Annotated in this window: 2 protein-coding genes; both read left to right on the top strand. The window is 37.4% G+C overall.

All coding sequences use genetic code 11. From position 1 onward, the window contains the following. Positions 1-165: 165 nt before the first annotated feature. Complete coding sequence (locus F6K51_RS37025; protein WP_293031102.1) at positions 166-984, top strand: sulfotransferase domain-containing protein; 819 nt, start codon at positions 166-168, stop codon at positions 982-984. 39 nt (positions 985-1023) lie between these two features. Further along, on the top strand, positions 1024-1531 hold a 508-nt coding region (locus F6K51_RS37030; RefSeq protein ID WP_293031105.1), incomplete at its 3' end, for a sulfotransferase.

Here is a 1531-nt window from a genome sequence, read left to right on the forward strand (position 1 = left end):
TAAGCAAATTGACTCTTGTTCCCCCCAAATTTGGGGGGCTAGGGGGGCAAAATTCAGTATAAAAAAACTTTTCAGATATCCTCTTAGGCGTTCCTGAAAATTTAATGGTTATCACAGCACTTTTAAGGTTGGTACTGATGATTCTTTCTAATCTGGATTTGGTATATGAAAAGGGATATAAGCAAACACTATATTATTATTGGTGGGATGAAATGCGGAACAACTTCGCTGTTTCATTCCTTGTCTAAAAACTGCCCATCAATCAACCCATCGAGAGTGAAGGATACTAAATTTTTTGTGGATCGAGATAGGGGAGGCAACTGGGAAAGAGGTATCGACTGGTATTTAGCAATGTTTCCTCCCTTAAATGGGATAAAGCTGGAAGCTTCTACCCACTATACAAAGTATCCAGACTATCCAGGGGTACCGGCGCGAATCAAGCAAGTCTTGAAAAACGTTAAATTGATTTATCTAGTTCGAGATCCATTACAGCGATCGATTTCCCATTTTTTTCATAACTTGTTAGTCGATAGAGAAAAATTGGATATCAATCAAGCCCTTTCAACTATTCGTAATAAATATATTAATTATAGCGATTATGCCCTACAGTTATCTCAGTATTATGATTATTTCGCTCCCGAAGATATTGTGATCATTAATATAGTCGAAGAAGAGTACCGAAAAAAGTCATTAGAAGCATTAAAGCATTTTTTAGGAATAGAAACAAGTAATCCCTTCGTGCTAGAGCGTATCAACACTGTCAAAGACAACTTTGTGAAAGCTGAGAATAATCTAAACATCGCTCCAGACATCATTAATTCCTCAGAGAATAACATTGAGCTAGCTTTAAAATTTGGCTTGAGCTATGATAATCTGATAAAAATGATTCAGCTTTGTAGGGAAAATGCCGTAAAGTTTCAAAACTATTATCCATTTACCATAAACCATTGGCTAGACAAGTATAAAAATTATTTACTGTATTAACTTTGATAATATGACAAATTTTAATCTTAAGATATACCAATGGTGATTGCCCCAAAAATAGTCTATTATCCTGATGTTACCCTTGACGATCTAGATGCGGGAGTGATTGTCGCTTATCCATTACCCGATGAAACCCATGCTTATTATGCAGTCCCAAATTTTATGATTATTGGCGCACAGAAATGCGGCACTCGCGAACTGCATACCTGGCTCGATCAGCATCCCAATCTTAAAGGTGCGCCTGAAGAGTGCCATTTTTTTGATGAAGTCATAGATATTGAAACTGAATGGATACGCTATCTACTCAATCCTGCTTATTTACTGTCAAGAGACAAGGAGCAGTTGTTGTCTCGTTGTATTTATACATTTGAAAAAACACCAGCTTACTTAGACAAATGGAATCGAAGTGTGCCTATTCCCAAACTGGTTCGTGGAATGATGCCCTCTGGAAAATTCATTGTTTTATTGAGGAATCCAACAGCACGGGCTTACTCAGCTTATCAAATGGGAAGGGCAGAACAAGACGTGATAGGAGCCATTCCTGAAT

Source organism: Moorena sp. SIO3I8 (genome assembly GCF_010692325.1).
In the GTDB taxonomy this organism is placed as follows: domain Bacteria; phylum Cyanobacteriota; class Cyanobacteriia; order Cyanobacteriales; family Coleofasciculaceae; genus Moorena.